This window comes from Gordonia sp. PP30 (genome assembly GCF_023100845.1).
Classification (GTDB): Bacteria; Actinomycetota; Actinomycetes; order Mycobacteriales; family Mycobacteriaceae; genus Gordonia.
In genome coordinates, this window is the sequence record NZ_CP095864.1 from 2,916,685 (window position 1) to 2,939,757 (window position 23,073).

Sequence of the window (23,073 nt, forward strand, 5' to 3'; positions counted from 1 at the left end):
GATGGACGACCACCCCATGACGGTCGAGCGAAGTCGAGACCACCCCCCACGACGGCCGAGCCCCATGACGGTCGAGCGAAGTCCAGACCAACCCTCGAACCCGAATCTCGCTGGCCCCGGACCACCGTCATCGGGCATCCTCGACCGGTGACCGCCCCGACCTCCCGCCTCCCCCGGGTACTGCGCCCGTTCGCCGTGCGCCAGTACCGGTGGCTGGCCGCCGGGCTGGCACTGGCCCTGTTCGGCGACGGCATCTGGCTGATCGCCCTGGTCTGGCAGGTGATCGGCCTGGGCGGCGGCCCCGGCCGCGTCTCCCTCGTCTCGGGGATCGCCGCGGTCGGGATGATCGCGTCGACCCTGTTCGGCGGCGTCCTCGCCGACCGGGTGAGTCAGCGCAAGATCGTCGTCGGCCTGGAGACGGTGAAGCTCCTCGCCTTCGGCTCGGTCGGGATCGCCTCGTTGCTGGGCGTCCTCACCTTCGGACACCTCGCCGTCGCCGCACTACTCGGCGGGATCACCACCGGCATGTACTACCCCGCCTACTCGGCGCTGCTGCCGCGCGTGATCGACGCCGGCCAGTTGCTGGCCGCCAACGGCGTCGAAGGCATTCTGCGGCCGGTGCTCTACCAGGCCGCGGGCCCGATGCTCGCCGGCCTGATCATCGGCCAGACCTCGCCGGGCACGGCGATCGTCGTCGGCGCGATCGCCTGCGTGCTGTCCGGCGCCTGCTATCGCGCGATGGGCCCGGTCGCCGAACGGGAGGCCACCGGCGACGAGAAGCCCGCCGACACCCGCCACCCGGTGCGCGCCGTCATCGCCGACCTCGGCGAGGGCATCGGATACGTACGGCGGACCCCGTGGCTGTGGTCCACCCTGCTCTACGCGTGCTTCCTCATCCTCATGGTGATGGGACCGATCGAGGTGCTGGTCCCGTTCGCGCTGCGCGACCGCGCCGGCGGCGACGCCTCCAGTCACTCGCTCGTGCTCGCCGCGTTCGGTGCCGGCGCCGCCCTGGGCGCTCTCGGTTTCGCGTCGGTCCGCATGCCGCGCCGCTACCTGACGGTGATGTTCGCGCTCTGGTCGGTGTGCGCGATCCCACTGGTGATCATGGGTTTCGCCCGCCACACGGTGCTGTTCGTGGTGGCCGGTTTCCTGATGGGCCTGATGCTCGACGGCCCGCTCGTCCTGTGGGGCACCCTGCTGCAGCGACGGGTGCCCACCGAGCTGCTCGGCCGGGTGTCGAGCCTCGACTTCTTCGTCTCCGGCGCCCTCATGCCGGTGTCGATGGCGCTCGCCGCGCCGGCCGCGCAACTGATCGGGATCGGGTGGACGTTCGTGCTGGCTGGCCTGCTGCCGTTCCCGGTCGCCGTGCTCCTGTATCTGGCGGCCGGTCTCTGGCGTGACGAGGCCGCGCACCCGCTGGCGACGCCGGAGACCGACGTCGACCTCTCGGGTCTCGGGGCGCCCGACGTACCCTGAGCCCGGAAGATGATCGAGGGAGGAACGAACCATGGAGCACTTCACCCGGGAGGGCCTCACGTTCGACGTCGCCGATTCACCGGCGCACGGCGTGGCGAAGGGCACTGTCGTTCTGCTGCACGGGTTTCCGCAGACGTCGTCGTCGTGGCGCAAAGTCACACCGCTCCTGAACGACGCCCACTACCGCACCGTCGCACCGGATCAGCGCGGCTACTCGCCGCGGGCCCGGCCGAAGGGCCGCGCGCCGTACCGGACCACCGAACTCGTCGCCGACACCGTGGCCCTGATCGATCAACTGGGTGACGGCCCCGTGCACCTGGTCGGCCACGACTGGGGAGCCGCCGTCGCGTGGGGCCTGGCGTCCAGCCACCCCGAGCTGCTGCGTTCGCTGACCACCGTGTCGGTGCCGCACCCGGGCGCCTTCCTCAAGTCGTTCCTCAGCAGCAGTCAGGCACTGCACTCCTGGTACATGGCCGCGTTTCAGCCGCCACTGGTGCCCGACCTCCTGCTCGACCGCTTCCCAGGTGTGCTCGACGAACTGCTGCGCCGGTCGGGCATGGACGACGACCAGCTCACCGACGTGCACCGGCTCATCGAATCCGGCGGTCTCACCGGTGCGCTCAACTGGTATCGCGCGATGATGCTGAGCACCCCGCCCGCGCTCGCCCGCCGCGTCGCGGTGCCCACCACCCACGTATGGGGAGCGCGCGACACGGCGCTCGTCCGGCGCGGCGCCGAACTGGCCGCCGACTACGTGATCGCCGACTACCGGCTGGAGGTACTCACCGGCGCCGGGCACTGGATTCCCGAGCACGACGCGGAGGAGCTGGCGACCATCGTCCTGGAGCGGATCGCCGCCAGCCACTGATCGACCGTCGGCGGCCGCGTCAGTGATTGAGCAGCGCGCGGCATTCGTCCTGGGTGTGCGTTTCGAGGCACTCCATCCAGGCGGTCTGGTCGTCCGCCCACGAATGGCCGGGCTGCTGTCCGGTGTCCGCCCGCCATTGATACTGGTCGCAGACGATCGCGGTGCCGCTGGGGTCCACCGCCCGCTTCCCGGTGTCCGCGCCGATGCACGGGGTGCCGATCGCGGGCCCGGCCTGCGCCGTCGTCGTCTCGGTCTGCGTCGTCGTCGCGGTCTGTGCCGTCGTCGTCTCCGGCGGGTCCTGCGTCTGCGCTTCCGGGACCGGGCTGCTCGACGGCGTGGCGGTGACCGTCTCGATCTGCGTGACCACCGTCGCGGGTGTGTCGTGCCGGTCGGCCGAACACCCGGCGAGCAGCATCGCCGCCACCGCGACCAGCGCCGCCCACCCCCTCCCCTTGACGCCGGACCGAGCCTGTTCGCCACGCATCCCTATTCCTCCTCGATCGCGCGCAGTCGTGCCCGCTGCAGGCGGGCGATCTCGTCGTCGAACGCGACCAGCAGCACCCGCTCCGGTCCCGGACCGTACCGCGCGACGGTGTCGACCTGGGCGGCGACCGCGTCGTCGCGCGGCCAGCCGTACACCCCGCCGCTGATCAGCGGGAACGCGACGCTCCGCGCGCCGAGCCGGTCGGCGACCTCGAGACTGCGCCGATAGCACGAGACGAGCAGCGAACGATCCCGCTGTCCCGCGGCGTGATCGGGTCCCACCGTGTGTATCACCCAGCGGGCGGGCAGGTCGCCCGCGGTGGTCCAGCCCGCGTCGCCGGTGGCCAGCCCCCGCGGGAAGCGTCGTACGCAATCCTCGAGGATCGCCGGTCCACCGGCGCGGTGAATGGCACCGTCGACGCCGCCGCCACCACGCATCCGGCCGTTCGCCGCGTTCACCACGGCGTCCACGACCAGCGCGGTGATGTCTCCCCGCACCAGGTCGATCCGCCTCATTCATCGAGCCTATCTGCGAACTCATGCCGGGCCGGGCATAGTGGAGAGAAGGACCGAATCCGCACCGGAGAATGAGGAGCGATGGCCGAAGACTTCCCGATCGACGAGGGCACCACACTCACCACCGCCGTCTTCAGCGTTCCGGTCGGCGGCCTGGTCCAGGTGTGGACGGACAAATCGACCATCTGGCATCTGCACGACGCCGAGGCGTTCTCCGCGGTGGTCGGGCTCGGCGGGGTGGCACGCACCCGGATCGCGCCCGGCCGCTACCGGGAGGCGTGCCTGTTCGACGAGGATTCCGGCACTCTGATGCTTCAGGAACGACACGCCGCCGAGCACACCGCCGACGGCTATCAGGTCGGCGGGCGCGTCTTCACGTCCGAGCCGCCGAGCGAGGTCGCCGGCAGCCCGTGGGACGATCTCCGCGACGCGGTGGCGTGCGCGGCCGGCGAGGCCTTCGGCCGGGGCGAGCTGATCGTCGTCGAACCCGGTGGCTGGGACGATTCGGATGGCCGCTACTGCCTCATCGCGGCGATGTCGGGTGAGCACGGTGAACAGATCGTGCTGGAGACGGTGCCCGTGCCGGCCGGCAGCACCGTGTGGCCGGCCACCGACGACACGGAGGGCCAGACAGTCAGCGCGCCTATCACCGACGACGCGCTCCGGGCCGCGGGGACGCTCGCGATCGACGCGGTCAACCGCTGGGGTGTCGCCCCGTGGGATGTGACGATCACGTACATCGTTCCGGCGGAGACCCGCACGGAGCCGGAGGGCCGCCACGCGCAGTGAGCGCAGCGCCCACCTGCCCCGCGGGATTAGAATCGATCGAGACCGGCGGCAGGAGGGCAGACTCGTGAGCGACGACCACGACGAGGACTTCGTCGGCTGCGAGACCTGGGATCAGATGACCGTCTGGCTGGCCGACTCGCTACCCGAGATCCCGCCCGGCGTCACCATCGACTTCGGGCCGAAGGACATGCGGATCGACGACGAACCGCTCGACGCCGAGACCTTCGACGATCCGCTCGAAGCGCTCTGCGCGCAGATCGTCGTGCTGCGGCACGGCCGCTACCTGGTGCGCCGGTCGCATGTGGTGATGGAGGCGACGAGCTACGTCGACCACGACGCGAGTGCCGCCACACCCGATCTGTGGTTCGGCGAGGATCCCACCAGCGATTGCACCGACGGCGCGATCTACGTCGACGACGCCCGGCTCGCCGCCGAGATCTGCGTGACGTGGCTGGTCTCCGAGTCCGGCGAGGCGAGCCCCGATGCGTTCGGGTTCGACGTCAGCGAGGCGCTGCCGCTGCCGGGTCTGCCGGATGCCGGCTCACCCTGGACCATCGAAGACTTCCTGCGCCGTCTCGGTCACTGATCCGGCCGGCCCCTCGGAGACCGCCGGAGCACCGACGAGCCCGCCCGGCATTCTGGGCGTCGACTCCCGTCCACCAGTCTACTCGAAAGTAAGTTCTAGCTGACTGTTGTTTACACACCACGGTGTGCGTATTCTGGGGGTAAGGGAAGAACCATCCCCAGCTCGGCCGGAAGGGGGGGTCCGTGATGAGCGACGACGACGCGTTCGACGCCCGCGGCGTCCTGGCCGGCCTTGCTCCGGCGGACCTGGTGGCGGTGATCGACGCTGCCGAGGAGTCCCTGGCGGGCGCCCCGCTGGCGGCACTGTCCGAGGACGGTCTTCTCGCTCTGCTGGAATCCCGGGAGGAGACGCGCCGTAAGAGTGTGGTCGCCGATGCGGCGCTGCTGGTGGAGATCTCCGACCGCGGCGCCTATCAGCGGGCCGGCTACACCACACTGCACCAGCTGCTCGCCCACGGACTGCGGATCGGGGAAGCCGAATCCCGGCGCCGCCGGGTGACCGCGGCCTCCGTCGGCCGGTTCACCGCGATGGCCGGCGAGCGTCTGGCGCCGAAGTATCCGGCGACCGCGGCCGCGGTCACCGACGGAGCGATCGGGGACGGACACGTGTGGGCGATCGACGAGGTGATGGACAAGATCCCCGCCTCGGTCGACCCGGAGCAGCGGGCGAGGGCCGAGGAACTATTGGCCGCGGCGGCCCGCACCCTGAACCCGGCCGGGGTCACCATCGTCGGGAACCGGATCCTGGCCCACCTCGACCCCGACGGCACCCTCGCCGACGATAAAGACCGGCAGCGGCAGGCCAAGTTCCGGCTCTCCGCGCAGGACCGGCAGTTGATGTCGGCGGTCCAGGCCCGCCTGACGCCGCAGTTGCGGGCCGAGTTCGAGGTCATGTTCACCCGGTGGGCCGCCCCCGGCATGAACAACCCCGACGACCCGGACTCCCCGCACGGTGCGGCCGATCAGCCCGGCCTCGACCCGGCCGTGCTCGCCGCGGCAGCCGAACGCGACACCCGGCTACTGGGCCGGCGTCAGCACGACGCGCTGCTGGCCTTGCTGGCGTGGGCCAACGCCCAGTCCGTGCACGCTAAGCCGGAGAGTCTGCGTAATCAGATCGTGGTGACCGTGACCGATGAGGATCTGGCTCGCGGGGCCGGGGTGGCGTGGACGGCGACCGGGACCCGGATGCCGGTCAGTGATCTGGTGAGAATGGCCGCCGACGCGGTGCCGTATCTGGCGGTGTTCGCCAAGGCCACCGGGCAGCCGCTCTACCTCGGCCGCGCTCACCGGCTGGCGTCGCGGGCGCAGCGGCTGGCCTTGTTCGCCCGCGACCGCGGGTGCACGGCGCCGGGTTGCACGCGGCCGTTCACCCAGACGCAGGCCCATCACATGCCGGACTGGCAGGACGGCGGTCCCACCGACATCGACCACCTCGGCGGGGCGTGCGGCAAGCACAACCGCTGGAACGGCAAGAACCCCGGCGAGTGGGAATCGACAGTCCTCACCGACGGACCGGACAAGGGCCGCGTCGGGTGGCGGCCGGTCGGGCGGGCAGGGCCGTGGATCGTCAACCCGCTGTTCCACCCAGACAAACTCCGCACCGGACCGGAGACCCCGGCCGAAGACCGCTCTCCGCCACCGATCGTGAATCACCGGCTCGGCGCCACCCCGTGCTGGTCGAGGTCTCGACTTCGCTCGACCAACATCTCAGCCGAGACCACCTCGCCGTCCGGCACCGACTCCGGCGTCGAACTCCTCCTCGAACAACTCCTGGCGGCCTGACCACCATGCGTGGCCGGGCCACCAGGCGTGCCCGGGACCAGCCCACAGACCGGCTCCGGCACGAAGTCCGACTCCAAGGGTCACTGGTCTACAGTGCTCAGCCAGACCGGTCAGGCGGGCCGCACCGCGGTGAAGGTCATCAGCTGCCCGAGAGCCTTCGAGTGCACCTGAACGTCGCCGAAGCCGATGCGGGTCAGTTCCTCGCGGAGTTCGCCGGGGTCGATCAACAGGTACTCCGACCGGGTGACTCCGTGGAGCACGTCGCCGAGGACGGCGCGCGACAGGTCGTACCCGACCAGGCGGCCACCCGGCCTCAGCGCGCCGAACGCCTTCTCCAGCAACGGTTTCCACTCGATCACGTGGTGCAGCATCAGCCACGCGCAGACGACGTCCACCGATCCCGGATCGACCGGCAGCGCGGGACCGTCGGTCAGCACCACCTCGGCCCGGTCGCCGTGCCGGGCCAGTCGTGCGCCGGCGCTGCGGACCATCGCCGGATCCACGTCGACCAGGACCAGCTTCTCGATCTCCGCATGGTCGCGGAGCAGCCGATCGGCCATGGTCCCGGCGCCCCCGCCGAGTTCCAGGACCGTCCCCGACCAGTCGTAGTCGTCATCGATCAGCGGCAGGATCACCCAGTCCGCGACCATCCCCCACGGCGCCGAGCGGCAGAAGATCCCCTCGAACGACGACATCACACTCATGAGTTCCTCCATCCTCATTCACCCAGACGGTAGCCAGTGCCCCGCGACTCGCGCGCGAGTGGGCGCCGCGACGGCGCATCGCGAGGTGCGGACCGCGTCGGTCCCGCCCGGTGTCGCCGGTCACTGCTATGCTCACCTGCAATGTCGGGAAGAACGGTTTGTTTCTCGTCCGGCAGCCATCCGCTTGACTGTTTTCCTTGGGAGATCCACATGACCTTGTTCCGGCGCGCCCTGGTGGGCCTGATCCTGACGCTGCTGACCCTGGTGCCCGGCGCACTCGTGGCAGCGAAGGCGGAGGCCGCACCGAAGGCCGTGGTCGGCGGTGGCACCGCGATCGTGCTCGGCGGCAAGGCGGCGTGCACCATGACCGCCGTCGGCCGGGACCGTACCGGTCAGCTCGTCGGGCTCACCGCCGGTCACTGCGGCAAGCCGGGCGATCTGGTCTACGCCGAGCGCCAGCGCAGCGCCGGCAACATCGGGCGCGTCGCGCTGACCAGCTCGAAGTACGACGCCGCCGTGATCGCCCTGGACGCCAACCGCGTCCGCCCGGTCCGCACCGTCGGAGGTGCCACCATCCGCGGTGTCGGCCGCATGCCCGGCTTCGGTGCGAACGTCTGCAAGCAGGGCCGGACCACCGGCTTCACCTGCGGCCCGGTGCTCGACGCCAACGGTCTCCAGTCGAGCAGCTACGTGTGCGGCAACTCCGGCGACTCCGGCGCCCCGGTCCTGCAGGGCAACCGGGTGGTCGGCATGCTGAACGGCCGCCAGTACGTCCTCGGCGTCGCGATCCACTGCGTGAACCCGGCGTTCCCGGTCTTCACCCCGATGGTCGCCACCAACATGACCGACATCGTCGCCTCGCTCAACCGCTACGGCAAGATCGGCGCCGGCTTCCGCCCGATCTAATCGACCTCTGAACAATCGCCCCGGCGCTCCCGCGCCGGGGCGATTGTCGTTCTGCCGGTCGAGCTCCATACCGGTCGGGCTCCCACGCCGGTCGAGGTCTCGACTTCGCTCGACCAACATCTCAGTCGAGACCACCCACCCGGACGGGCGCGGCCATCTCGTCTCACCCACCTGGCCGCATCAACTCGCCCAGTTCCTCCTCCGTCGCCGGCCCGAGATCCCACGCCTCCAACGACACGCACAGCGAGCGCTCCCCGGACCGTCGTTCCTCCCCATGCGTGTGCCCGTGGATCAGCCACATCCCGAGATCCGGCAGCTGGTATTGCGCGAACTGGTCGCGGTCGTACCGATCCGGAGTGCCGACGTACGGGAAGTGGCTGAGCAGCGCCCCGTTGCCTCCGATCTTCACCCGCGCGAACTGCTGGACCGACTCGAACACCGCCGCATACGCAGCGAAGTGACGCTGCGCGCCGCGGTACATCGGGTGCGCCGGATCGTGGTTGCCGGTCACCGCGTGCATCCGCACCGCGAGCCCAGACAACTGCCCGAGGGCCGACTCCATGCTCGCGACCCCGCCGGAGCAGATGTCACCCAGCACCCACAGCTCGTCATCGGCACCGAGTTCCGCGAGCCGGCCGATCACGGCGGCGTCGTGCTCCGCCACCGACCCGAATCCGCGAAGCTCCGCGAGCTTGGGGTGCTGAAGGTGCAGGTCGGCCGTGAAATAGCGCACCCCCAGAGTGTGCTCCCACACTGTCGGCGGCGCCAATGGAATTCTCGGATGACCCGGCGGCGCGACACCCCGCCACGCGTGCGAAGGCAGCACGTATGGCCGACGCCCGGACTCCTCCGCGAAGTGACTGCCGTCTCGATTGTCCGGACCTGCCTCTACCATCATCACGCAGGACCGTGAGCGGACATCGATCGCCGCTCGCGCCGAGGGGAAAGGCACGCCATGCCAGATAAGATGCTGATCGCGGTCCACGAACAGGAAGCACCCGGCATCACGCTGTCCGTCACCGCGCACCCGATCGTCAATCTCGCCCTCGTGCACAACGGCGTCCCCGTCATTCAGCAGATCGCCGTCACTAATACCGGTGGCGAGCCGCTGTCCGGCCTTCGGGTGGTGGCGCACATCGACGGCCTTCTCGGCGACGACACACCCGAATGGTCCGCGGTCCTGCCGGCCGTTCCGCCCGGGGCCACGCTCGGGCATGAACTGATCAGGGAGTTGGTTCCCGCCCGGGCGCATCTCGATTCTCTCCGGGAGGCGTACGACGCGACGCTGCGCGTCAGCGTGCAACACGACGACGCGGAAGTGCTCCAGATCGCTGCCCCGCTCACCGTCCTCGCCGCGAGCGAATGGTTCGCGGCGCCCTTCTGCTTCGAGTCGCTCGCGTCATTCGTCGAGCCGAACTCCCCGGCGGTCACCGCGGTGCTCAGCGATGCGGCCGCCATTCTCGCCGCGCAAACCGGCGACAGTTCCCTGCAGGGCTATCAGTCGGGCCCGAAACGCGCGGGCCTCATCGCGGCCGCGATCTACGCAGCGCTGGCGGCACGGGATATCCGTTACATCAATCCGCCCGCGTCGTTCGAGCAGTCGGGACAGAAAGTGCGGACACCGGCGCAGGTGATAGACGACCGGATGGGAACCTGCCTGGACCTGTCCGCCACATATGCCGCCTGTCTCGAACAATCGGGGCTGTACCCACTGCTCTGGGTGATCCGAGGGCACGCCTTCGTCGGATTCTTGCGCGAGGCGGCCACCCTCGCCGCTCCACTGGTACTAGAACCGAACAAGATGCTCAACCTCGCGGAGTCCGGCCGTGCGGTGATCCTCGAAGCCGCGTTCTACGGCGGCGCCGAGGCGCCGACATTCCGCGAAGCCACAGAATTCGCCCGGCGCTACCTCGGAGATCCGGGACGGCTGTGGTTCGTGCTCGACGTCGCCGCGGCCCGTCGCGCCGGCGTGAAGCCACTTCCGCGTTCCGGGCAGCTCGACTCGTCCATCACCGATGCGCCGCGCCGGAAGCCGGCGGCGGCAGACCTGAGCCTGCCCGGAACGCTCACCGAGATCCGTGATACCGATCAGGTACTCGACACCACCGACCGCGCCCCGGTGCGTGTCAAGCGATGGAAGAGCGCCCTGCTCGATCTGAGCACCAGGAACCGCCTGCTCAATCTGCGGCCGTCACGCGAGGTGATTCCGCTGATGATCCCGCCCGAGGGACTGCCCATTCTCGATGACCTGGTGCATGCGGGAAAGAAGATCACCCTCCGGCCGGGCGACGACTTCTCCGGGGTTCAGGTCCTCTCCGGCGTGAGATCAGCCCACGATCTCGACCCGGCAGAGGTGCGTTCACTGCTGACCGGCCGCCGCGAACTCTTCAGCGCAGTCAGTAGCGAGCGGTACACGAGCACCTTCAAATACCTGCAACGCACCGCACGCACACTGCTCGAAGAGACCGGCAGCACCAATCTCTACATGACCTTCGGCTCGCTCATCCATCACACGGCGTCCGGCAAGGAAGCACCCGCGCCGCTGTTCGTGCTTCCGGTTCGAGTGGTCGGGGGCACCGGGAACAGCCGGTTCGAGGTCCTGGTCGACACGACCGGAATCGCCGCGCCGAACCACTGCCTGATCGAATGGCTCCGGGTGGTGCACAACGTGGCGATTCCGGCGCTGTCGTCACCTCCCACCGACGACAGCGGCATCGACATCCGGGCCGCGCTGAGCCAGATCCGGCAGGGACTGATCGACAACGACCTCGACTTCCGGATCGACGAGACCGCGACGATCGCGATCTGCAAGTTCGGAACCCTCGGCCTGTGGCAGGACCTCCAGCTGCACTGGGATCAGCTCGCCGCCAGTCCCCTGGTCCACCACCTGGTGTATCAGGCGGGCTCCACCTTCGTCGATCCGGGAGCGACCAGCGACCTCCCCCTCGGGGCGATCGACATCGACGAGACCGGTCATCCCCTGCCGGTGCCGTACGACGGCTCGCAGCTGAAGGCGATCGAGGCCTCCGCCCAGGGACGCACGTTCGTCCTCGAAGGCCCGCCGGGCACCGGCAAGTCCCAGACCATCACCAACCTCATCGCACGCAATCTCGCAGCGGGGCGGACGGTGCTGTTCGTCGCCGAGAAGCAGGCCGCGCTCGACGTGGTCCGGCGGCGGCTCGACGCCGTTGGACTCGCGCCGTTCACGCTCGACCTCCATGGCACGGCGCAGAAGTCCGCGAATATCCGGCAGCAGCTCAAGGACTCGCTCGAATTCCGCGGCGAACACAACCAGCGCCGCTGGGATACGAGCGTCGCGCTGTGGAAGTCGAGGCATCGCCGGCTGGCCGACTACCCGTCTGCCGTTCACGCGCCGAACAACACCGGTGACTCACTCTGGGAGGCCGCCGATTTCGTCGCCGCGTCGCCGGACGTGCCGTACTACTCGCTCCCCAGCGCATTCGTCCGCACCTGCACCGACGCCGAATTGAGCTCCGTCCGCGACGCCCTCAGCGAGTTCTCCCGGACCGCCTTGCCGAGCGACTTGGTCACCGACAGCCCCTGGACGCTCGCCGTCTCGATCGACGACCAGGCGCTGCCCGGCTCCCTCCACCGCCTTCAGTCGGCGTTCGACCAGGTCACCGGGGACGACTGCGCCCTGCGCATCGCCTCCACCCTCGACGATCCGGCGAAGCTGGCCATCGCCGGCGAGTGGCTGAACCGCCAGGGGCCCGGCGATCCGTTGACGCCCGCTGACCTGGCCGAACTGAGCACGCAGGAGTGGCGGAACCGCCGAGACGCCGCCTGGACCCGGTTCCGCACTTTCCGGTCGAGTTCCGCCGAACTCACTCGTTACTTCCACACCACCTTCCTCGACCGCGGCGATCATGGGGCACTGATCCAGCTCATCGCGGACGCCTCGTCCGGTGTGCTCCGCAAGAAGAAGAGGCAGGAGGAAGCGGTTGTCGCGCTGCGCGCCACCCTGCACCCGGGCGTCGACCTCCCACTCGCGCACGCCCAGCACCTGCTGACCTATGTCCCATCAGTTCGCGCCGAGCGCACCGAGGTGCAGACGATCTTCCGCTCGGTATACGGACGCTCCCTGCCCACGACCTGGGATCCGGCCGATCCGGCCGCCGACCACCAATTGCAGGCGATGCTGTCCCGCTTGCGCATAGTCTTCGAGTTCAGCAGCGACCACGCCGAGGTCTGGACCGCGGTCAACGACGCCGGTCGCCCGGCGCCGACCACCGGCGAAACGCTGCGCCAGACAGCGGCAGCGTGGACCGACTGGGCCCGGGTCCTCGGCTGCACCGACGCCGCACAGCAACGATGGCGCGCAGGCCGGGCATGGCTCGCCGCCTGGCGCGAATCGCAGCCGGTGTGGGTCGCCGACGTCCAGCAGTCTGGGGCGTCGATCCCCTGCCGCCGGACCCGGTTGCAGCAGCAGCTGATGCCGCTCCGAGCCGCCGGGCTCGGCGCGCTGGCCGACGCGCTGCTCACCGGCGCCGCCCCATACGCCGATGCCCCGCTCCGGTTCGACGCCGGGATCGCGCACACGTCGATCGCCGAGCGCCTCGATTCCGGCGGGCTGACCGACTTCGCCCCGACCGTCCAGAACGGCCACGTCGCCGACTTCGTCGCCGCGTCGCACGACATGCGCGATCTGCTGGCCGGCGCACTCTCGGCCAGGCTCGCCGAGCGCCGTCCGTTCGACCCGTCGAGACTGACCGGCAAGTTCGGCACACTGCGCCGCGCCCTCGACGGCAAGCGGAACGCGATGTCGGTGCGGAATCTGGTACGCGAATTCGGACCCGAGATCCTGTCGGCCGCACCGTGCTTCCTGGTGAGCCCGTCGTCCCTCGCACAGTATGTCGCTCCGGGATCCATCGAGTTCGACGTGGTCGTCTTCGATGAGGCCTCACAGGTGACGGTGGCGCAGGCGGTGGGTGCACTCGGTCGCGCACGCTCAGCGGTCATCGTCGGCGATTCCAAGCAGATGCCGCCCACCTCGATCGGCATGGTGAGCAGTGCCGATGGGTCCGCCGATGACGACGATGACGCCGACACCGCACCCGAGGATCTCGACAGCATCCTCACCGAAGCCGTCGAATCGGGCATCGAACGGCTGCAACTGAACTGGCACTACCGCAGCCAGGACGAGTCGCTGATCGCCTTCTCCAACGAGAAGTACTACGACGCCAAGCTCGCCAGCCTGCCGAGTCCGGGGCGCCGCGAGGACGCCGGCGTCGAGTTCCGGCGGGTAAATGGGCACTTCAACCGCGAGGACAAGAAGACCGAATTCCGGACCAACCGCGTGGAGGCAGAAGCGATCGTCACCGAGATCGAACGGCTGGTCGCCGCCGAGACGCCGCAGCAGAGTATCGGCGTGGTCACCTTCAACAGGCAGCAGCAGGATCTGATCCTGAATCTGCTGGAGGGCAGCAAGAATCCGGTGATCGGCCGGCTCCTCGCCCCCGACACCGTCGACGGACTCTTCGTCAAGAACCTGGAGAACGTGCAGGGTGACGAGCGCGACGTGATCCTTTTCTCGACCGCATTCGCCAAGCCCGCGGGCAAAGACCAGCTGCCACTGAACTTCGGTCCGCTCAGTCGCGCCGGCGGCGAGAAACGCCTCAACGTCGCCATCACCCGCGCACGGCGGAAGGTGGTGATGTTCTCCTCGTTCGATCCGGCCGACATCGATCTCGGCCGCACCTCGTCGGTCGGCCTCGCCCACCTGCGCGGGTACATGGAAGCCGCGATCGCACAGACCGCCGGCACCTCCGTCCGCACCGACCGCCCGCAGAGCGCACTCGAGATCGACCTCACCGGTGCCCTGAGGAAGGCCGGCCTCGATGTTCAGCCGAACTACGGTATGTCCGAGTTCGTCGTCGACATCGCGGTGAAGGCACCCGGTTCGCCCGAATGGCAGGTCGCCATCATGCTCGATGGCCCGCGCTGGCGCGATCGCGAGACCGTCACCGATCGAGATGTGATGCCCGGGCTGCTGGAAACGCTGATGTCCTGGGACTCAGTGGTGCGAGTGTGGCTACCGGAGTGGCTGAAAGACCCGGCCGGAGTGGTCGATCGAGTCCGCGGTGCCGTCGACACCGCCGAGGCCGAGCGACTCGACCGCGAGGCCGCGGCCGCATCCGCGGCGGCCACCTCGGCGGATCCGGTGGAAATCCCGGCCCCGCAGCCGCCCGAACCGGCGAGGGTCGGGGACCAGTCGGGTGGTGCCCCTCTCGACCGGGAGAACATTGGCGGCGTCTCCGTCGTTCATGCCGGCGCGTTGCCGGGTTCCGGCCCAGCAGCGAACGTCGATATCGAACCGCAGTCGCTGAAGGTCGCCTCGGTGACCGCGGAATCCCTCCCGCCGTTGGAGATTCGCGATGCGCAGACCCCGGCCGAGTCTCCTCATGCCGTTCCCTACGAGTCGCTGCCCGACACCCCGCTGGGCACCCGAGAAGAACTCGATGGAACCGGCTCGGGGACCCTGCAAGCCACCATCCGGACGGCGCTGCAGCAAACCATCGACATCGAAGGTCCGATCGAGCTCGACGCGCTCTGCTCGCGCGTGGTGCGGCGCTTCGGACTGAAGCGTGCGACCGGTCCACGGACAGCCTTCGTCGTCGGTTTGGTTCCCTCGAATCTGATCCACAAGGATCCGCTGGGGTCGTTCGTGTGGCCCGCGTCCCGCGACCCGAAGACCTGGCGCGTCTTCCGCACTCCGGCGGGCGAGTCCAAGCGGCCGATCGACGAGATCGCACCGGAGGAGTTCATCAATGCGCTCGTCTGGTCAGCAGCGCAGGACCCCGGCGAGTTCGAGCCGGTGGTGCGCAACGCGCTTCGCCAACTCGGCGTCAACCGACTCACGGACGGCATCCGAGACCGTGCGCGCGCATGCCTCGGCCGCGCCGTCGAGGCCGGCCGGCTCCGGTTCGACGGCGGAGTCTATCGATCCGCATGAGTGTGTCGGCATAGGCCAGCGGCCCCAGCGCGTGAGGCTCTCCGGAGGCCGGCCGCGCGCCCAAAGTCATGCGGCGCTCGCCGCCCGGGGCGATGGTCGGCGACAAATGCAGAATCCCTCATCAGATCGTGACACCATCAGGCCGATGGACCCTTCACCGTCCCGAGTGCCGCCCGCGACCCTGAGTGCTCCGATCGCGGCGGTACCGCGCCGATCCGGAGACGAGCGAATTCTCACCGCGAACCAGCCGCTCGGTCCCACCCTGCGTGACTTCTGGGCCTGGTCGTCGTCCGACCTGTTGAGCAACACCCTCCGCGGAGTTCTCGCCGAGTTCCTCGTCGGGACGGCCCTCGGATGTATCGGCGAGGATGACACCCGTCTCGAGTGGGATCAATACGACCTGAAGACCGCCGACGGGACCAGTATCGAAGTGAAGTCGACGGCGAGACTGCAATCGTGGGGACCGACGAAGCCCGGCTCGATGTCCTTCGGTATCGGAAGAACTCAGGCGTGGAACGCCCGGACCAACGAGTACAGCACGGAACGGAAGCGCCAAGCCGACGTCTACGTCTTCTGTGTCTTCATCGCCGACGACCGCACCGCCGCGAATCCGCTCGACACCGGCCAGTGGGAGTTCTACGTCGCCGCGACGCGGACGCTGGACGCACGATTCCCCGAACACAAGTCCATCGCGATCTCGACGCTGCGGGCCACCCCTGGGATTCAGGCCTGTGGATTCACTGCCCTCAAAGACGCCGTCACCGCCGCGAACACCGAACCCTGAAATTCAGAGGCCGGCGATCCACTCGCCGACGCTCGTCACGACAGCCTGCCGCGGGAACACCTTCTCGGTCAGTACCCGGTGGACCTCCGGATCGGCATCGCCGCACGCGTCGGAGAGCACGGTGAGCCGGTAGTCGAGATCAGCGGCCTGCCGCACCGTCGACAGCACGACGCCGCTGGTCGACACCCCTCCGAGCACCAGACCGTCTACTCCGAGGCCGCGCAGCACCACCTCCAGATCGCTCCCGGTGAACGCCGAGAAGCGCTTCTTCACGACCACCGGCTCGTCGTCGCGGGGCGCGAACCGGTCGATGATCTGGGTCGCCGGATTGTCGAGCCACATCCCCTCCCCCGCGTGGGCCGCGTAGCCCGAGAACGCGAGATTGCCGGCGGCGACCTCGGGATAGCCGGGCCGGAACGCCACCCGCACGAACACGACGGGCAGGCCACGACGGCGCGCCTCATCGAGAGCACGGGCGGCAGCGTCGACCACGGACTCGAAACCGGGCCGCCCACCGATGGCGTTCTGGAAGTCCATGAGGACAAGGGCACTGGTCATGACGGTTCCCATCGAAATAGACAGTCTTACCTGTTCAGTTTATCCTGATGATATGAGTACCGTCGAGCCGAGCCCCGCCCAGGTCGCGATCGATCTCCGTTCGGTCACCGCACGACTCCTGCGGCACCTGCGGGAGGCAACGACCGACGATTCGATCACGCCGTCGCAGGCGTCGGCGCTGGCCCGCCTCGGCAAGGGCGGGATGGCGACGGCGAGCGCGCTGGCGGCCGGCGAGAAGGTCCGGCCGCAGTCGATGGCGGCCACCGTCGAGGCCCTCGAACGCCTCGGCCTGGTGACACGCAGCCAGGACCCGTCGGACGGGCGCCGTCAGATCATCAGCCTCACCGACGCCGGATGGGCGCGCCTGCGGGGTCACCGCGAGGCCGCCGCGACCCGGCTGGAGGAGACTCTCGCCTCGGGCGTCTCCCCTGACGAATTGGCGATCATCCACCGGGCGACGGCGATCCTCGACCGGATCCTCACCTGATGCCGCCGCCCGTCCCGGCGACTCGTCCGGCCGACCGCTTCGACCGGCGGCTATTGGCACCCATGATGCTGGGTGCCGCCCTCAACCCGGTCAACACCGCGATCATCGCGGTCGCGCTCGCCCCGATCGGTATCGCACTCGGCGCACCCGCGTCCGAGACCGTGTGGCTGGTCTCCGGCCTGTACCTCGCGACCGCGATCGGGCAGCCGCTGACCGGACGGCTGGTCGACGTCTTCGGCGTACGCCCGATCTTTCTCACCGGCGGATCTCTGGTGGCACTCGCCGGCCTGATCGGTCTGCTCGCCCCGGGCACGCACGACGGGATCTGGTGGCTGGTCGCGGCCCGCGTCATCCTCGGACTCGGCACCTGCGCGGGCTATCCGTCGGCGATGCACCTGATCCGGTCGGAGGCGCAGCGGACCGGCATGGCCTCCCCGGCCGGGGTGCTGACCGCCCTGTCGGTGACCACCCAGACGGTCGCCGTGATCGGTCCGACGCTCGGCGGACTGCTGGTCGAGACGTGGGGCTGGCGGGCGACGTTCGCGGTGAACGTCCCGCTCGGGGTGACGAGCGTGGCGCTCGGGGCGCTGTTCTTTCCGCGCCGGGCGCGTCCTACGGCGTCGTCCGGCGACCGCCCGCGAATCGACTGGTTCGGCATCGCGGCGTTCGCGGCGTCGATGATCTGTCTGCTGATCTTCGTGCAGAACGCGTCGCTCTCGCTGCTCTGGCTGCTCGCCGCCGGGCTGGTGGCGGGCGGCGTCCTGATCTGGTGGGAACTGCGCCACGACGAGCCGTTCATCGATCTGCGGGTGCTGGCCGGAAACGGCCCCCTGTTGCTGACCTTCATCCGGGCGTTTCTGACCGCGGTGATCTCGTACCTGTTCATCTACGGCTTCACGCAGTGGCTGGAGGACGGCCGCGGCCTGAACGCCGCGCACGCCGGACTGATTCTGCTGCCGGTGTTCGCGTCCGGCATCGTCTTCGCGGTCGCCGTCGGCCGGCGCCCCGAGGTCTGGTGGAAACTGATGGCCGGTTCGAGCGCACAGCTGGTCGTCGGCATTCTGGTGCTGTTCATGACCGGGTCGTCGCCGATCTGGTTCCTCGTCGTCGCGATGGTCGTGCTCGGGCTGCCGCAGGGACTCAACAACCTGGCGATCCAGAACACCCTGTACTTCCAGGCCGATCCGGCGCGCATCGCGTCGTCGGCGGGCTTGCTGCGGACATTCGCCTACCTCGGCGCGATCGCCGCGTCGGTGATCTACGGAAGCGTCTACGGGGAGCGCGCCACCACGCACGACGTGCACGTCCTCGGCTGGGTGATCGTCGGCATCTCGGTGGTGTTCCTCGTGATCACCGTCGCCGACCGGTCGCTGCGGGAGGTCGGTCGGACGGCGCCGGACGACGTCGTCGTGGTCGAGGAAGAAGCCGCACGCTGACGTTCGGCCCCGATGGATCGTCACCGGTGCCAGACTGGCATCATGGCCCGCCGCGTTCCCAAACCCGCCGATCTGGCTCCCCTCATGCAGTTCCGCAAGCCGCAGTTCAACGCCAAGCGACGACGCCTGGAACGCGCGCTCACCATCGAGGACCTGCGACGGATCGCGAAGCGCCGCACTCCGACGGCCGCCTTCGACTACACCGACGGCGCGGCCGAGGAGGAACTGTCGCTCGCCCGGGCGCGACAAGCCTTCCGCGACATCGAGTTCCACCCCGCCATCCTGCGCGACGTATCTGCCGTCGACACCTCCTGCGAGATTCTCGGTGAGCGGTCATCCCTACCGTTCGGGGTCGCCCCGACCGGCTTCACCCGGATGATGCAGTCCGAGGGTGAATACGCGGGCGCGCGGTCCGCCGCCGCGGCCGGTATCCCGTTCAGCCTGTCGACGATGGGTACCGCGTCGATCGAGGACGTAGTCGAGGCCGCCCCGACCGGCCGCCACTGGTTCCAGCTGTACATGTGGAAGGACCGCGAACGGTCGATGGCTTTGGTCGACCGCGCCGCGGCCGCCGGATACGACACCCTCCTCGTCACGGTCGACGTCCCCGTCGCCGGCGCCCGCCTGCGCGACACGCGCAACGGCATGTCGATCCCGCCCGCCCTCACCGCCCGCACCGTGCTCGACGCACTCCCCCGCCCCGCGTGGTGGTTCGACTTCCTCACCACCGAGCCCCTCGCCTTCGCGTCGCTCGACCGCTGGTCGGGCACGGTCGCCGACCTGCTGGACACCATGTTCGATCCCACCGTCACCTTCGACGACCTCACCTGGATCAAGGAGCAGTGGCCGGGGAAGCTGGTCGTGAAGGGGATTCAGACGCTCGACGACGCCCGCGCCGTCGCCGCGCTCGGTGTCGACGGGATCGTGCTGTCGAATCATGGTGGGCGCCAGCTGGATCGGGCCCCGATCCCGTTTCACTTGCTCCCCGAGGTCGCGGCTGAATTCAGCACGCTCCCTGCGCCGGGCGACGGAACCCGATCGACGTCCCCGGAGCCCGGCGACAACCGAACCCGAACAACGCTCCCTGAGCCCGGCAGCCAAGGCGCCCGATCGACGCTCCCTGAGCCGGGCGACGAAGGAGCCCGAGTCGAAGGGAACCGCCCCGCGATCATCCTCGACACCGGGATCATGTCCGGCGCCGACATCGTCGCCGCGATCGCCCTCGGCGCCGACTTCACGCTGATCGGCCGGGCGTACCTGTACGGCCTGATGGCCGGCGGCCAGGAAGGCGTGGATCGGACGATCGAGATCCTGCGCAGCCAGATCGAGCGCACGATGCGACTGCTCGGCGTCGCCTCACTCGACGAGTTGGGACCGAATCATGTGACTCAACTGGAACGCATGGTGCCGCGTTCCCGCGCCTGACCGCCGACCGCCGATCGACGTCAGGCGTTCACGATCGCGGCGCCGGGGGTGGCGGGAACACCGAACATCGCGCCGAGTGCGATCGTGCCGCGGCCGGTCGTCACGCGCAGTCCCTTCTGGGGGACGACGACCGAGCCGGACTGGCCGGTCGCCGTGTTGAGCCAGGCGACATTCATCGGCAGGGAGAAGCCGGCACAGACGGTGGGTTGATCGACGAGCACATCTTGCTCAGGGTCAAGCGAAGTACACCGGGCTTCTCAACGGTGATGTGTACGGTCTCGGAGCCGAACGGGAACGGGTCGGCCAGCCAAAGGTATGTCGAGGTGATCGACACCGATGGCGCGGCATGAGCGGGCGACGTGGCAGCTGCGGTGCCAGCGGTCGCGAGGCCGGCCGCGGCGAGTGCGGCGATCAGGCGGTGACGGATTCGACGGGACATGGAACTGTTCCTTCCGGGTTTCGTACGGTCGGCACCTTCCACCTTGGCGCGGTCGGGTCACGTTGACAAGAATTTGGGATATTCCGGATGGAACCGACATCGAACACGGGAGGCCACGAGCACCGCTCTCCGCCCTGCCGGCCACACCGGCACCGGACTCGGGCACGTCAACGCCGGCCTCAGCGCCATGCATCCGGGTGCCCCGGCGCCAGCAGGCCAGTATCGACGCCTACCGTGCAGCCGAACCTGCACGCGAAGACCACCAGCCCGTACTCCGGTCCTGTCGATCGTCGGGCCGGTGGGACTTCTCGTGAAGCAAGACATCACGCGATGCAGGTCGGATCTGACGGCTGACCAGAATGACAGGCACTATGCCGAGATTCTGGAAACCCCGGGCGATCGGTATTCGGCAGCGCAAACTGCCATTTCCCGACCGAGCCGCCTTGGGCTCACTCGCGTACTAGGATCGCGAGATGGAGCGTCGATCGGTTGATGCGCACGGACAGCCCCAGTCCATCTCTGCCCAGATCGAACGAGCTAGTCAGGCCATCGATGAGTTGGCGAACTCGTCCTCGTCCCGGAGCAACACAACACAACGACTCACGGCGCTGACCGGAACAGGAGTCGGAATCGTCTGGGTTCTCGCGGTGGTTGCCCTGGTCGTGCACACGTTCTTCGAGCACGACACTCCGAAGATCGACACCACCACCGTCGCACTTCTCGCGGTCATTCTGTTCGCTCCATTCGTTCCGAAACTCAAAGCGATCGAGCTCGGTGGGGCGAGGGCCGAGATGCACACCGAGACCTTCACCGACCTGCAGAGTATTCCCGAGGTCCTCAAACTCCAGCAGATCGCGATCCGACGGATATTCGATCAGATCAAAGATGAAGTCGAGTCAGAGTCTCACGCCGTCGGCGACTCGCCCGATGGCAGTCAGGCCGGACGGCCGACGATCCTTTGGGTCGATGACCACCCAGCCAATAACGAGTTCGAACGCGAAAGTCTCGGTACCGACTATGACTTTCAGATCGCCACCAACAATGATGAGGCCGACCGCATCATCCGTTCCGGAAGAATCGATATAGTGATCACGGACTACAAACGAGATAATGAGGTCGGCGTCCCCATCGCAGCCGGCCAGCGACTGCTCGAGCTCATCAAAGGCAGCCCCGCTACCGCAAATATTCCCGTCATCGTCTACACCAGCGAAAAGACGATCAAGGCACACAATTCCGAACTGGTCGCGGCCGGAGCGGCCGCGGTGACATCACACTTCAGCGGCATTGTGAAGGCACTGACGAAGTTAGCGATCGGGTCATAGGCCACCACCTGACCAGACCGCCCCGAAACGGGGGCATACTCGTCCAACTTCCGACGAGGCGACAGATGGTCCGAGCGACGCCGTCAGCGGGCGTCCGCTGACCTTCTCCACCACAGAACGCCTCGACGCCGCCGTTCCGGGCTCCCCTCCGACGCGTTCACGCTGTCGCATCAGCCGAGGTGCGCCTGCACCTCGGCGCTACTCTTGTCCAGGCGCTCCAGGCGTCCTTCGGTCATGGATGCGATCTGGTCCACTACTACGCGTAGCCGCTGATCGTCGTCCGTCGCCGACTCCCAATGCGGAACCAACAGTGGGTCTAGATCACCGGGCGCCGTGTTCAGCAGCAGTGTCGACACCCGATGGATCCGGTCACGCTGACGTGCCTGCTTCGCCAGGTGCTTCTTGTCCGAGAAGATGAACCGCAGTGCCACGGTCTTCAGCATCGCGACCTCGGAGGCGATCTCGGGCGGGACGGACAGGTCGGCGTCGTACCTGCGCAGCGGGCGGGCGCCCTCCGCAGCTCGTGTCGCCGTCACGGCAGCAGAAGCGAAACGCCCGATCAGCTCCGAGGTCAGCCGCTTCAGTGCCACCTGCGACGACAGCGAGCCGTCGTACTTCCCCACCGCCTGGAATATCTCCATCTCCGACATGCGCTGTGCGGCGTCGACCATCGCGTCGGCGTCCAGGCCGTCGAAGTACCGCACGGCGAGTTCGGCCAGTTCGGTCTGGTCGTCGCGGGAACCCAGCTGGCGCAGGTCGATTCGGCCGCTCGCCACGCCGTCTTCGAGGTCGTGCACGGAGTAGGCGACGTCGTCGGACCAGTCCATCACCTGAGCCTCGAGGCAGCGGCGGCCGGCGGGTGCACCCTCGCGGACCCAATCGAGCGCCGGCTCGTCCTCCACGTACGCCCCGTACTTGGTACCCGGAGCCTTGCGGCTCCACGGGTACTTCAGGGTCGCGTCGAGCGACGCGCGCGTCAGGTTCAGGCCCGCACTCTCGCCGTCGGGACCGAGGATCTTCGGTTCCAGCGACGTCAGGATGCGCAGATTCTGGGCGTTGCCTTCGAAGCCGCCGTGGTCGTGCATGATCTCTTCGAGCGCGCGCTCACCGTTGTGGCCGTAGGGCGGGTGGCCGATGTCATGCGCGAGGCCGGCCAACTCGACCAGGTCGGGATCGCAGCCGAGACCCTCGGCGATCCCGCGGCCGATCTGGCCCACCTCCAGAGAGTGCGTCAAGCGCGTCCGCGGAGTGTCGCCCTCGCGGGGGCCGACGACCTGCGTCTTGTCGGCCAGGCGTCGCAGAGCAGCACTGTGCAACACCCGTGCCCGGTCACGGGCGAAGGGGCTGCGCAGATCGGTCGCGGGGTCGGTCGTCTCGACCTGTTTGGGGGTTTCCGGGACGCGTCGTTCCAGGTCGTGCGCGTCGTAGGTGGCGACCGTCGGGTGGGTCGTGGGGTTGGGCACTGGGTCTCTTGGGGTCGTTCTCGTGGGTGGGGCGACGTTTCGACACGATCTCGGCTAGCGCCTCGATCGGCTCA

The 23,073-nt window shown here is 68.6% G+C and carries 19 protein-coding genes; 12 read left to right on the plus strand and 7 right to left on the minus strand.

Annotation, left to right across the window (positions count from 1 at the left end):
• Positions 1 to 147: 147 nt before the first annotated feature.
• Both MYK68_RS13445 and MYK68_RS13450 read left to right on the plus strand, forming a co-directional pair.
• Positions 148 to 1,479, plus strand: a complete 1,332-nt coding sequence (locus tag MYK68_RS13445) for an MFS transporter (RefSeq protein WP_247864186.1) — start codon at positions 148 to 150, stop codon at positions 1,477 to 1,479.
• Positions 1,480 to 1,510: 31 nt separating this feature from the next.
• Complete coding sequence (locus MYK68_RS13450; protein ID WP_247864187.1) at positions 1,511 to 2,347, plus strand: alpha/beta fold hydrolase; 837 nt, start codon at positions 1,511 to 1,513, stop codon at positions 2,345 to 2,347.
• A 19-nt stretch (positions 2,348 to 2,366) separates the two neighbouring features.
• Here MYK68_RS13450 and MYK68_RS13455 read toward each other — a convergent pair whose 3' ends face one another.
• Positions 2,367 to 2,831: a hypothetical protein gene (locus tag MYK68_RS13455; RefSeq protein WP_247864188.1), complete on the minus strand. Its 465-nt coding sequence runs from the start codon at positions 2,829 to 2,831 to the stop codon at positions 2,367 to 2,369.
• A 2-nt stretch (positions 2,832 to 2,833) separates the two neighbouring features.
• On the minus strand, positions 2,834 to 3,346 hold the full coding sequence (locus MYK68_RS13460; RefSeq protein ID WP_247864189.1) for an O-acetyl-ADP-ribose deacetylase: 513 nt from the start codon (positions 3,344 to 3,346) through the stop codon (positions 2,834 to 2,836).
• 81 nt (positions 3,347 to 3,427) lie between these two features.
• Between MYK68_RS13460 and MYK68_RS13465 the strand changes: the two genes are divergently transcribed.
• From MYK68_RS13465 to MYK68_RS13475, 3 genes are all read left to right on the plus strand, one after another.
• Complete coding sequence (locus MYK68_RS13465) at positions 3,428 to 4,135, plus strand: hypothetical protein (protein WP_247864190.1); 708 nt, start codon at positions 3,428 to 3,430, stop codon at positions 4,133 to 4,135.
• A gap of 64 nt (positions 4,136 to 4,199) precedes the next feature.
• Positions 4,200 to 4,721: a hypothetical protein gene (locus tag MYK68_RS13470; RefSeq protein ID WP_247864191.1), complete on the plus strand. Its 522-nt coding sequence runs from the start codon at positions 4,200 to 4,202 to the stop codon at positions 4,719 to 4,721.
• Positions 4,722 to 4,906: 185 nt separating this feature from the next.
• Positions 4,907 to 6,502: an HNH endonuclease signature motif containing protein gene (locus MYK68_RS13475; protein WP_247864192.1), complete on the plus strand. Its 1,596-nt coding sequence runs from the start codon at positions 4,907 to 4,909 to the stop codon at positions 6,500 to 6,502.
• Between the two features lie 110 nt (positions 6,503 to 6,612).
• Here the strand turns inward: MYK68_RS13475 and MYK68_RS13480 are convergent, their stop codons facing one another.
• Positions 6,613 to 7,206, minus strand: a complete 594-nt coding sequence (locus MYK68_RS13480; RefSeq protein WP_247864193.1) for a class I SAM-dependent methyltransferase — start codon at positions 7,204 to 7,206, stop codon at positions 6,613 to 6,615.
• A 210-nt stretch (positions 7,207 to 7,416) separates the two neighbouring features.
• Here MYK68_RS13480 and MYK68_RS13485 point away from each other — a divergent pair, with 210 nt between their 5' ends.
• Complete coding sequence (locus MYK68_RS13485; protein ID WP_247864194.1) at positions 7,417 to 8,112, plus strand: S1 family peptidase; 696 nt, start codon at positions 7,417 to 7,419, stop codon at positions 8,110 to 8,112.
• 163 nt (positions 8,113 to 8,275) lie between these two features.
• Here MYK68_RS13485 and MYK68_RS13490 read toward each other — a convergent pair whose 3' ends face one another.
• Positions 8,276 to 8,845: a metallophosphoesterase family protein gene (locus tag MYK68_RS13490; RefSeq protein ID WP_247864195.1), complete on the minus strand. Its 570-nt coding sequence runs from the start codon at positions 8,843 to 8,845 to the stop codon at positions 8,276 to 8,278.
• A gap of 222 nt (positions 8,846 to 9,067) precedes the next feature.
• On the opposite strand from MYK68_RS13490, the gene proA reads away from it, so the two are divergent.
• Positions 9,068 to 15,085: an anti-phage protein ProA gene (proA, locus tag MYK68_RS13495; RefSeq protein WP_247864196.1), complete on the plus strand. Its 6,018-nt coding sequence runs from the start codon at positions 9,068 to 9,070 to the stop codon at positions 15,083 to 15,085.
• A gap of 145 nt (positions 15,086 to 15,230) precedes the next feature.
• Entirely contained in the window at positions 15,231 to 15,869 is a 639-nt protein-coding gene (locus MYK68_RS13500; protein WP_247864197.1) for a hypothetical protein, read from the plus strand.
• A gap of 3 nt (positions 15,870 to 15,872) precedes the next feature.
• On the opposite strand, the gene MYK68_RS13505 is transcribed toward MYK68_RS13500, so the two are convergent.
• Positions 15,873 to 16,427, minus strand: a complete 555-nt coding sequence (locus MYK68_RS13505) for a cysteine hydrolase family protein (RefSeq protein WP_247864198.1) — start codon at positions 16,425 to 16,427, stop codon at positions 15,873 to 15,875.
• Between the two features lie 52 nt (positions 16,428 to 16,479).
• Here MYK68_RS13505 and MYK68_RS13510 point away from each other — a divergent pair, with 52 nt between their 5' ends.
• The 3 genes from MYK68_RS13510 to MYK68_RS13520 are packed head-to-tail and all read left to right on the plus strand — an operon-like array spanning position 16,480 to position 19,775.
• The gene (locus MYK68_RS13510; RefSeq protein WP_247864199.1) at positions 16,480 to 16,914 is read left to right on the plus strand and encodes a MarR family winged helix-turn-helix transcriptional regulator; all 435 of its coding nucleotides are present in this window, start codon (positions 16,480 to 16,482) and stop codon (positions 16,912 to 16,914) included.
• On the plus strand, positions 16,914 to 18,350 hold the full coding sequence (locus MYK68_RS13515; RefSeq protein WP_247864200.1) for an MFS transporter: 1,437 nt from the start codon (positions 16,914 to 16,916) through the stop codon (positions 18,348 to 18,350). Before MYK68_RS13510 ends, MYK68_RS13515 begins: the two co-directional genes overlap by 1 nt.
• 42 nt (positions 18,351 to 18,392) lie before the next feature.
• Complete coding sequence (locus MYK68_RS13520) at positions 18,393 to 19,775, plus strand: alpha-hydroxy acid oxidase (protein WP_247864201.1); 1,383 nt, start codon at positions 18,393 to 18,395, stop codon at positions 19,773 to 19,775.
• Between the two features lie 20 nt (positions 19,776 to 19,795).
• Here the strand turns inward: MYK68_RS13520 and MYK68_RS13525 are convergent, their stop codons facing one another.
• Positions 19,796 to 19,996 carry a hypothetical protein gene (locus MYK68_RS13525; protein WP_247864202.1) on the minus strand — a complete coding sequence of 67 codons (201 nt, stop codon included), beginning with the start codon at positions 19,994 to 19,996 and terminating at the stop codon, positions 19,796 to 19,798.
• A gap of 691 nt (positions 19,997 to 20,687) precedes the next feature.
• Here MYK68_RS13525 and MYK68_RS13530 point away from each other — a divergent pair.
• Positions 20,688 to 21,536, plus strand: a complete 849-nt coding sequence (locus MYK68_RS13530; protein ID WP_247864203.1) for a response regulator — start codon at positions 20,688 to 20,690, stop codon at positions 21,534 to 21,536.
• 170 nt (positions 21,537 to 21,706) lie between these two features.
• On the opposite strand, the gene MYK68_RS13535 is transcribed toward MYK68_RS13530, so the two are convergent.
• Positions 21,707 to 22,999: a deoxyguanosinetriphosphate triphosphohydrolase gene (locus tag MYK68_RS13535; protein ID WP_283255221.1), complete on the minus strand. Its 1,293-nt coding sequence runs from the start codon at positions 22,997 to 22,999 to the stop codon at positions 21,707 to 21,709.
• Between the last annotated feature and the right edge of the window lie 74 nt (positions 23,000 to 23,073).

Coding starts and splice junctions, on each gene's coding strand:
- MYK68_RS13510 (WP_247864199.1), top strand. CDS start 16,480: ATGAGTACCGTCGAGCCGAGCCCCGCCCAGGTCGCGATCGATCTCCGT.
- MYK68_RS13515 (WP_247864200.1), top strand. CDS start 16,914: ATGCCGCCGCCCGTCCCGGCGACTCGTCCGGCCGACCGCTTCGACCGG.
- proA (WP_247864196.1), top strand. CDS start 9,068: ATGCCAGATAAGATGCTGATCGCGGTCCACGAACAGGAAGCACCCGGC.
- MYK68_RS13480 (WP_247864193.1), bottom strand. CDS start 7,206: ATGAGTGTGATGTCGTCGTTCGAGGGGATCTTCTGCCGCTCGGCGCCG.
- MYK68_RS13455 (WP_247864188.1), bottom strand. CDS start 2,831: ATGCGTGGCGAACAGGCTCGGTCCGGCGTCAAGGGGAGGGGGTGGGCG.
- MYK68_RS13530 (WP_247864203.1), top strand. CDS start 20,688: ATGGAGCGTCGATCGGTTGATGCGCACGGACAGCCCCAGTCCATCTCT.
- MYK68_RS13520 (WP_247864201.1), top strand. CDS start 18,393: ATGGCCCGCCGCGTTCCCAAACCCGCCGATCTGGCTCCCCTCATGCAG.
- MYK68_RS13505 (WP_247864198.1), bottom strand. CDS start 16,427: ATGACCAGTGCCCTTGTCCTCATGGACTTCCAGAACGCCATCGGTGGG.
- MYK68_RS13475 (WP_247864192.1), top strand. CDS start 4,907: ATGAGCGACGACGACGCGTTCGACGCCCGCGGCGTCCTGGCCGGCCTT.
- MYK68_RS13465 (WP_247864190.1), top strand. CDS start 3,428: ATGGCCGAAGACTTCCCGATCGACGAGGGCACCACACTCACCACCGCC.
- MYK68_RS13485 (WP_247864194.1), top strand. CDS start 7,417: ATGACCTTGTTCCGGCGCGCCCTGGTGGGCCTGATCCTGACGCTGCTG.
- MYK68_RS13500 (WP_247864197.1), top strand. CDS start 15,231: ATGGACCCTTCACCGTCCCGAGTGCCGCCCGCGACCCTGAGTGCTCCG.
- MYK68_RS13450 (WP_247864187.1), top strand. CDS start 1,511: ATGGAGCACTTCACCCGGGAGGGCCTCACGTTCGACGTCGCCGATTCA.
- MYK68_RS13460 (WP_247864189.1), bottom strand. CDS start 3,346: ATGAGGCGGATCGACCTGGTGCGGGGAGACATCACCGCGCTGGTCGTG.